Genomic DNA, 8,999 nt, shown 5'->3' on the forward strand with positions numbered 1-8,999 from the left:
GCGAAGCCAAAATACCTTTAAATGGCACAAAATACCATTGAATACTGAGTTTTATGAATCGACCCTTGGGATGCGGAGGTTTTTAGACAGACTCTCTTAAGTTTAGCCGATTCGCTGGCCCTGTTGCCGGCAGTAAAGGAACGATTGATCGGATCAGGTCATCCTTTAGCGACAATGGGTCAACAAATTGATCCCTTGACGTCGGTAGAAAGCGATATTCGTGCGGTCTTGGTCGATGCGCCGCCCCTTTCGGTGCGTGACGGTGGTGTGATTCGCAGCGGTTACAGTGCAGAGATCGATGAATTGCGTCAAGTTGCCGGATCGGGGAAAGAATGGCTGACTTTTATTGAGCAGCGTGAGCGCGATCGTACCGGTATTCGTTCTTTAAAAGTGGGCTTTACCCGTGTTTTTGGCTACTATATTGAGGTTTCACGGGCACAACTCGACAATGTGCCTGCTGACTATATCCGCAAGCAAACCCTGGCTAACGGCGAACGTTTTATTACGCCGGAACTCAAGAAGTATGAAGAAACGATTATTGGCGCCGAAGAAAAACTAAAACAGTTAGAGTATCAAGCGTTTGTGGAATTGCGCGGGCGGATTGTGCAAGTACTTACGACATTGCAAAAAACAGCGCATCAGGTGGCAGAGTTAGATGTATGGCTGTCGATGGCCCATATTGCGGTAGAACGGGGTTATGTTCGTCCTGAGGTACATGAGGGAACGACACTGCTCATTGAGGGAGGCCGCCATCCGGTGGTGGAGGCTTCCGTTGGCCCCGGTGTGTTTGTACCTAATGATACACGTTTTGATGAAAAGCAATCGTTGCTTCTGATTACAGGGCCGAACATGGCTGGAAAAAGTACTTATATGCGTCAAGTTGCTTTGATCGTCTTGATGGCGCAGATTGGCTCCTTTGTTCCCGCCAACCGGGCGATCATCGGATTGGCTGATCGGATATTTACGCGCGTGGGAGCCTCCGATGATCTGGCCAGCGGTCAAAGTACGTTTATGGTGGAAATGACGGAAGTCGCCCATATCTTGCATCATGCCACTGAGCGTAGTTTATTGATCCTCGATGAAGTGGGACGGGGGACAAGCACCTACGATGGCATGGCGATTGCTTGGTCTGTAGCGGAGGCAGTACACCGGATGGGCGCTCGGGCGCTTTTTGCCACTCATTATCATGAATTAGTCCAATTAGAATCTACCTTGGAACGAGCAGCTTGTTATAATGTGGCGATTCGTGAATCCGATGATACGATTGTATTTTTACATCAGATCCGCCCTGGCGGTGTTGATAAAAGCTATGGAATCCAAGTGGCCCGGCTTGCCGGATTGCCATCGTCGGTTATCCGCCGTGCCCATGAAATCTTAAGTACGCTTGAACAAGGAAAAAAGTCAACAGCTTCGACGATCGGTGATGCACCGTCGGCAGAGATTGCCCTGACGGAACCAGTGGTATCGCCAATGATGCTTATGGAGTCTGCTGTTGGCGGGGAAGTTGATCAACTGGCGTTGTTTTACCCGAACGGTGAACCAGTGAAAAAAAGCGGCAAAACGGCCGTCAGTGAACGTTTGGTGAATCAGTTAACGCGGCTCGATATCAATCGCATGACCCCGTTAGAAGCGCTTACTTGGATTGCCAAAGCACAGAAAAAGATCAAGCAAGGTGATGGCTCGTGGGATTGATTCATGTTCTGGACACACATACGGCCAATCAGATTGCGGCAGGCGAAGTAGTGGAACGACCCGTTTCGGTTGTCAAAGAACTCGTTGAAAATGCCTTGGACGCCCAAGCTAAACGGATTACCATTCGTTTGATTGAGGGAGGGCGGCGGCAGATTCAGGTCGTTGATGATGGGGTGGGAATGGCGCCGGAAGATGCCCTTTTATCGGTGGAACGGCACGCGACCAGTAAAATTACCCGTGCCGATGATCTCTGGTCAATTGACAGCCTGGGCTTTCGCGGGGAAGCATTGCCTTCCATCGCTTCTATATCGAGGATGGAGATCATCACCCGGCGCAGTGTGGATGCTGAAGCGACGCGGGTCGTTGTCGAAGGAGGCGTCAAACAAGATTTTCCACCCACCGGGGCGCCCATCGGTACGACGGTGACCGTAGAAGATCTTTTCTTTAATACACCGGCTCGTCGTAAATTTCTCCGCTCTGCTTCGTCAGAAGGAACGGCTTGCGCGGAAGTGATTGGGCGCTTGGCGATTGCTCACCCCGATGTTGCCTTTCAATTGATGCAAGGTGGGCAGATCACTTTGCAGACACCGGGACGCGGTAAGGTGGAAGAAGCGATCGCTGCTGTTTTTGGACGCGATATGCTTCGCCACTTGTTACCTGTGGAATGGACGGCCGAACAAGGTTGGACGCTCCATGGCTTTATCGGGCAACCATCGTTAAGCCGGGCGAATCGGGCTTATCAAACGTGGTATGTAAACCGGCGATGGATACGATCCAAGCGGTTGTCGCAAGCGGTGGAAGCGGCCTATAGCGGTCATTTGATGAGCAACCGTTTTCCTGTTTTTGTATTACACCTTACGTTTCCGCCGGGCGGAGTCGATATCAATGTTCATCCCACCAAGATGGAAGTTAAACTCGATGGTGAAGAAACGTGGCTACCGGTATTGACGGAAGCCATACGCCATGTGCTGGGGAAGCGGAGTTTGTCGATTCCCTATTGGGAAGAGAAACAGCATATAGAAGCCCCTGAGCAGGATGAAAAAGATAACGTGACCGGTAGCGAAGTGATTGCCGAGAATCCTGTACCTTTACCTTATACAAGTCCGAGATCAATCTCAGCACCTTACATTTCAGGTTCAAGAGGTACCGGAATGGCATCTCCCAGGATGAACTACGGCTCCGGTAATCGTGCTTTTGCGGGGAACCAGATCGAAGCCAGGCGAACAGAACATGCATCGGTGGGCCCAAATGAACTGTCAGTCAAAGTTGAGGAGGCCCTTTTGGCTTGTTCCTCACCAGTGGACGATGAGCCTTCAGTGGAGGAACAACCGGCCCTTTGGCAAGCTCACCATATTGCGGCTTGGGTGCCGATTGGACAATTTCGCCGCTCCTATATCGTAGCAGAAGCTGGTGACACGCTTTTTTTGATCGATCAACATGCGGCACATGAACGGGTGTTACATCATCAATTGATGGCCAAGGCAAAACAGGAACAAGCCAGTCAAGAACTTTTATTGCCGGTTAATGTGACACTTACGCCGGAAGAATTTGAGTGTTTGATGGATGCCTTGCCAAGCTTGCGTGATGCCGGCGTAATTATTGAATATTTTGGCGGTTATACTGTTTTGATTCGTGCGGTACCTGTTGATTTGCCGCCGGGCCGGGAAACGCTGTGGTTAGGTGATTTTTTAGAACGGCGCAAGCAAGACAGTACCGGTGATGTACGCAGTCATGTCGTGGCCAGCTTAGCTTGCCAAGGGGCCGTTAAAGCCGGCCAATCGATGACTCATGCAGAAATGATGGCCCTGCTGCAAGAATTAGCGCGTTTGGATGGTGTAGATACTTGTCCCCATGGCCGCCCTTATCTCTTGCGCATTCAACGGCAGGATTTGGAGCGACGTTTTGGGCGAACCTAGTAAGGAATGGGTGAGTGAGTTGCAATCCCTGGCAGTGACAACATCAACGGAAAAAGCAGGATTAGAACTTCAAGCGGCGCAAGTTGCGCAAAAACTCGGCATTCCTTTCTGGCCCCGCGACGGAAAACCCTTGGCGACCATCTATGAGCAGGCGCAATGTGACTGGTTGTTAATTCGTGAACAACATCGCTGGATCATCAAAGGTAAGGGAGAAACCTTTTTCTTTCATCCGAATATGGCGAAACTGCGTGTAAAAAATCTTTTGCAAGGCCAGCGTGATGCTTTGATTGAGGCGATGGCCATTCGGCCCGGTGATCAGATTCTGGACTGCACCATCGGGTTAGGTGCCGATGCGATCGTGGCGCAAATGGCGGTAGGGGAAAAGGGTGTGGTTGTCGGCATTGAAAGTAATCCTCTGATCGCCTTTATTGTGGCGGAAGGTCTACGCAGTGGTCTCGGTGGTTTTACGCCGGAGGTCCAAGACTTAATGAAACGTATCGCCGTTTATCCTGGTGATCATCAACGCATGCTTGCTTTGTTACCAAAGCAATCTTTTGATGTTGTCTATTTTGATCCGATGTTTCGCGCGCCCAATGTGCACTCTTCTGGGTTAGCAGGCCTGCGTCCATGGGCCGATATGCGTCCGATCGCTCATACAACCATTGAATTGGCCCGGCGAGTAGCACGCCGTGCTGTAGTCATTAAAGAACGAACCGTCAGCAAAGAATGGCAACGATTACAACCGGAGCGTCTTTTAGGCAGTTCTTATGCACCGGTTCAATATGGGATTTGGTCAGCGGGAGGTTTCAGCGTGCGATGACAACGATCACCATACCCGAAGAAAAACTTAACCCACTGATAGTCATCGTTGGACCGACAGCCGTCGGAAAATCGGATACAGCAATTGCGGTAGCGCAAAAAGTCGGTGGTGAGATCATCTCAGGCGATTCGATGCAGGTCTATCGTGGGATGGACATTGGAACTGCAAAATTGCCTTGGGAAGAGCGCGGGGGCATACCTCATCATCTGATCGATATCATCAACCCGGATGAACCTTATAGTGTGGCGGAGTTTCAAAAGCAAGTAACAACACTGATTCCGGAGATTGTGGCCCGTGGCAAGTTACCGATTCTGGTGGGGGGGACCGGACTGTATGTGCGGTCGGTGATTGATCATTATGAGTTTGCTGAGGATGCCAAGGATCCTAATTTGCGACAAGAGTTAGAAACAAAGGCTGATCAACTCGGCCTTGCCGTGCTTCATGATGAATTAGCGGTTATCGATCCAGTAGCGGCCCAACGGATTCATCTCAATGATCGCAAACGCATCATTCGTGCCATCGAGGTCTATCGCTTAACCGGTAAGCGACAAAGTGAATTTGCTTATGCTGATCAGATTGAGCAGCCCAAGTATCATCTGGCCGCTTTTGCCTTAACGATGGAACGAGCGACCTTATATCGTCGCATTGACCAACGCGCCAGATATATGGTAGAATCAGGATTAGTGGATGAAGTACAAGCGCTGTTGGCACGCGGTTATTCTCCGGCATTGACTTCGATGCAAGGTCTTGGCTATCGGCAGATGATTGGTTATCTGCAGGGATCTTATGATCTTGAACAAGCCCTTACATTACTACAACGGGATACTCGTCATTTTGCTAAACGACAACTCACATGGTTTCGCCGTGATCATCGGTTGCGCTGGCTAGCGGTCGATGTCCTATCGCCTGAGGAGCGGGTTGAAACGATTTGTACGGCAATTGATGAGCTTGTAGCGATGAGGAAACGCGACGAAAGAAAGACCGATGGAGGGGACGATGATGAATAAAATGTTGAATTTACAGGATTCTTTTTTGAATCAAGTTCGCAAAGAAAATATGCACGTTACTATTTTTCTGGTTAACGGTTTCCAAATTAAAGGTGTTGTCAAAGGTTTCGATAGTTTCACTGTTTTTCTGGATGTGGAGAATCGTCAGCAAATGGTGTATAAGCATGCGATTTCAACGATTATCCCCGCTCGTGCGGTAGCCTTAAATATGGATGCGAACAAGGCGTAAGCTGTCCAATGTAGGGAATAATGGAACAATAGATAGTAAGGCACTGAACCTCCGATGAATGTCGGAGGTTTTTTTGTTCCCTGGAAGGAAAATAAAGGTTATTGGCGAATTTAACTATGGTAATAAATTACTGGAAGGAGGCATAGGCATGGAAGACAATGAGCAATTAGAAAAAGAAAAAGGAACAGATACAGATATAGAGATAGGTACAGATACAGATGCAGATATATTTTCCGCGGATTTATATTCTGATGAAGACGAAGAAGAAATGCTAAGAAGGCTTGACGATCGTTCCATCGTTTCCGGTTTTGAGCGCCCTGCAGATATCACGCCTTCACTTCCACCTTGCGAACCGCGTAAAAAAAGGCGCCAAGCGTCGCGACGTTGGTTACGGATCAGTGGATTTATCTTGGCTTTGCTGATAGTTGCCGGTGGCGCTGTGCTGTTTTATACAGGAAAAATACCATTAGGTGAAGCAACGATGGGATTTGCCCAAACTTTTTCATGGATCAACCGTGAGAATAGGGTTCAGAATGTCGAGGAAGCTTCGATTGTTGAGACGGTAGATCAGCAACCTTCATCAGTAGAGCAAGCTTTGGATGTTACTACAAGGAGCGAAGGACCACCTGCGGAAGGACCACCTGCAGAGGCACCGCCGGCCTGGGAAAATGGAGGCCTTTCTACCGGCTTCTGGACAGTTGTCGACTCGGCCGACGGTAGCAATGATGATGATAATCTTGCTGTTCACGTGGTGGCCCTCAAGGATGAACAATTTATCGTCAACATACCGGAACAGGGCACTTTGTTGGGCCTTGATAACCGAGGGGAAGTAATATGGCGCAAAACACCGGAACGATGGGGAATATCCAACGGTAAACGTATCCAACGGCGTTGGGTAGGAGTATTGCAAGGGCCACAACGTAAAGCGATTGCCTTGTCGACGGGAATCGAAGGAATGAGTTACTGGAGCAATATCGAATCTCCCGAGCAGGAGCGACCGCTACCGCGTAATTTCACGCCATCAACGCTTTGGTTGTCCATTACACCGGAAGGAGGCGTAATCCGAAGCAATCGTTCCGGTGGCGGGATCGAGATCCTTGATGAGGCCGGAAAGGTGATGCAGACGATTCCGCTTTATTTGCCGGTAGCCGTAACATGGTGTGATGATCGCCAGATGTTGATTGCCAGTAAAAACGGGCTGGTTTATCAAGTGGAACGATCGGGAGAAGTGCTCGGTCAACTTGGACCGGTCCCGAAAGTTCGATGCTTAGCGTATGATCTGGCCGGGTATGTTTTTATTGGTTCTGATGATAAAGTGGAAGTGTGGCATGAGTCCGGTAAAAAAGTGACGGAATGGGATGTTCCTGATGGCTGTGCATCGTTATCGGTAGGTACCGACGGAAGGTTATTTGTAGGAGATTTAAAAGGCAAAATTCAAATATTTTCTCCTAAAAAACCAGGGATTTAACGCTCGATGTCGAAAATTCCTAACCAAGAGTAATCCGTAACAAGGTTGGGAGATGGTGAACATGAGTCTTTTCCCTTGGCATCACTTGGCTGAAATGCTGATCTGGTTCGTTTTAGGTGCCGGTTTGTGGCACTTCAGCGACCAGTTGGCTGCTACGATGCTCCAAAACGCCTATGTTCGTCGTAATCCAGCCTGGTTCACGGCATCTGCACTTATCTTAGGCACGGGTATGTTTGTCTTATTTTATATGGCTGCAGATTTGTTGGTAGGAGAAGCTGCACTTATCGCTGAAACCGTTATTTCTCTGCAAGGAAGATTCTTCCTTGCAGGATCATTCAGTCTTTTGCTCGTTGTATTTTTTACAGCTGTTCGGTTCTTTTCGTTACAACGTGATGTACTTGTTACACGTGTTTTGACGGAATGGGATTTTTCCTTTGATGATTTGCTTGATGAGCAAGACTGGGGCGGAGCAACGATTACGGAAGCGGCTGAACTGGTAGAACGTTTGGGTCGTGGACGCCTGGCACTGGCGATCCTTGGCGTTGACGGTGAGATCATTGCCTTAGCGGTTCGGCGCCTTGCGGAGCTGCGTTTACAGGAAGGGGAAGCAGAGCAATTAGCCACATGGGTATCGTTGCTAGGCGGGCAATCGGCATCGCTGACGTTTCGACCGGAAGAAGATTATGTACGCCCGGGACGGGAAGAAATGGATTCCGTTCGAAGCTTAGTTGCTGCAATGAGTGCAAAAAAGATTAGCATCCCGATATTTTTATATTTTGATGGTCAAGAACGACACTGTTTGCATAATGCAGCGGCAAAAGGTTCCCATCCTCAACCAAAGACATTGCATCAACAAGGTTCGGTCTAACTTATTCCGATGCGGTTCCAGTTCCAAGCGATTACGTTTTACTAACGTGGTCGCTTTTTTTATTTTCATAGACGCGATTTATAACGTGAACTAAACGCCAGTATAACGATGGCAGAGGTAGATTATTTTTACCGACCAGGAGGATTTTGGTGAAAAATGTTGAATATCTTGTCCTATCATGGATTGAGGAGGATTTGTCATGGTTAACGATCTTCCACTTGTTCAAAGGATTGAACAAAAAAGAGAAAAAATGATTAACGCTGACCGCATTGGACTAGGATGGGACGAAGTATATCGTTTATCTGTCGAACTTGATGAATTAATCGTACGGTTTATGCGTGAAACACAGCATCACAACTACACCAACTGATGGGATGTTTTTGATGCCGGAAACAAGAGCACCAGGATGAATCCTACTTTATGAGTATTTCGGCGTGAAAGAGCCACTTTAACGGAAAAACAGAGCCACCTTCACGGGAAAATAGAGCCATGTTCACGGAACGAGAGCCATCTATCCTTACGATGACCTTTTGGTGGCACACTTTTGCACCATCATCTACGAGGCTGTGGATAATGTGGATAACATGCTTGTTGAAAAGAGTGAGGATGAGGGGATTTCAGAAGTTCTGCTTGCCAACGGAAGTCTTGCAGCAACAACGACAAGACTTCCGCTGATGTAGCCTAGCTTAATTTCTTAAAAATGGTTCACCCGTTTGCACCTCCCGACTTATTGGCGTTTAAGCCGTGGCGCTCACGCATGGATATTTTTCCGTCGATGAGTATTTCGTACGCATTGTGCTTAATTCGGTCAATGATGGCCTCCGATACAGTACCATCTTCTGGCGTTCCGATGCGATCATACCATCCTCCGGGATCAAATTGAGTACTGAAAATCATCGCGCCTTTTCGCGTTCGAGCTTCGATGATCTCAAACAGATCCATGGCCTGATCGGTCGTTAATGGCTTTAATAGCCATTCATCGAGAATCAGCAGGTCAAC

The 8,999-nt window shown here is 48.5% G+C and carries 9 protein-coding genes; 8 read left to right on the top strand and 1 reads right to left on the bottom strand.

Annotated features, from left to right (window positions below):
* The first annotated feature begins 57 nt into the window (after positions 1–57).
* From mutS to EDD73_RS14225, 8 genes are all read left to right on the top strand, one after another.
* Positions 58–1,692 (top strand): DNA mismatch repair protein MutS, encoded by a 1,635-nt coding sequence (gene mutS, locus EDD73_RS14190; RefSeq protein ID WP_131921033.1) that lies wholly within the window; start codon positions 58–60, stop codon positions 1,690–1,692.
* Positions 1,683–3,608: a DNA mismatch repair endonuclease MutL gene (mutL, locus tag EDD73_RS14195; RefSeq protein ID WP_131921036.1), complete on the top strand. Its 1,926-nt coding sequence runs from the start codon at positions 1,683–1,685 to the stop codon at positions 3,606–3,608. Before mutS ends, mutL begins: the two co-directional genes overlap by 10 nt.
* Positions 3,595–4,428 carry a class I SAM-dependent methyltransferase gene (locus EDD73_RS14200; protein ID WP_165876546.1) on the top strand — a complete coding sequence of 278 codons (834 nt, stop codon included), beginning with the start codon at positions 3,595–3,597 and terminating at the stop codon, positions 4,426–4,428. Before mutL ends, EDD73_RS14200 begins: the two co-directional genes overlap by 14 nt.
* Positions 4,425–5,435: a tRNA (adenosine(37)-N6)-dimethylallyltransferase MiaA gene (gene miaA, locus EDD73_RS14205; protein ID WP_243116946.1), complete on the top strand. Its 1,011-nt coding sequence runs from the start codon at positions 4,425–4,427 to the stop codon at positions 5,433–5,435. Before EDD73_RS14200 ends, miaA begins: the two co-directional genes overlap by 4 nt.
* Positions 5,428–5,664: an RNA chaperone Hfq gene (gene hfq / locus EDD73_RS14210; protein WP_131921040.1), complete on the top strand. Its 237-nt coding sequence runs from the start codon at positions 5,428–5,430 to the stop codon at positions 5,662–5,664. Before miaA ends, hfq begins: the two co-directional genes overlap by 8 nt.
* A 148-nt stretch (positions 5,665–5,812) precedes the next feature.
* Positions 5,813–7,132, top strand: a complete 1,320-nt coding sequence (locus EDD73_RS14215; protein ID WP_131921042.1) for a hypothetical protein — start codon at positions 5,813–5,815, stop codon at positions 7,130–7,132.
* 61 nt (positions 7,133–7,193) lie between these two features.
* A complete protein-coding gene (locus tag EDD73_RS14220) occupies positions 7,194–8,000 on the top strand; it encodes a hypothetical protein (RefSeq protein ID WP_131921044.1) in 807 nt (268 codons plus the stop codon).
* Between the two features lie 199 nt (positions 8,001–8,199).
* Complete coding sequence (locus tag EDD73_RS14225) at positions 8,200–8,370, top strand: aspartyl-phosphate phosphatase Spo0E family protein (protein WP_131921046.1); 171 nt, start codon at positions 8,200–8,202, stop codon at positions 8,368–8,370.
* 335 nt (positions 8,371–8,705) lie between these two features.
* Here EDD73_RS14225 and EDD73_RS14230 read toward each other — a convergent pair.
* Positions 8,706–8,999, bottom strand: a 294-nt coding sequence (locus EDD73_RS14230) for an ATP-binding protein (protein WP_165876547.1), incomplete at its 5' end; no start/stop codon positions are given.

It is taken from the genome of Heliophilum fasciatum (assembly GCF_004341395.1).
GTDB lineage: Bacteria > Bacillota > Desulfitobacteriia > Heliobacteriales > Heliobacteriaceae > Heliophilum > Heliophilum fasciatum.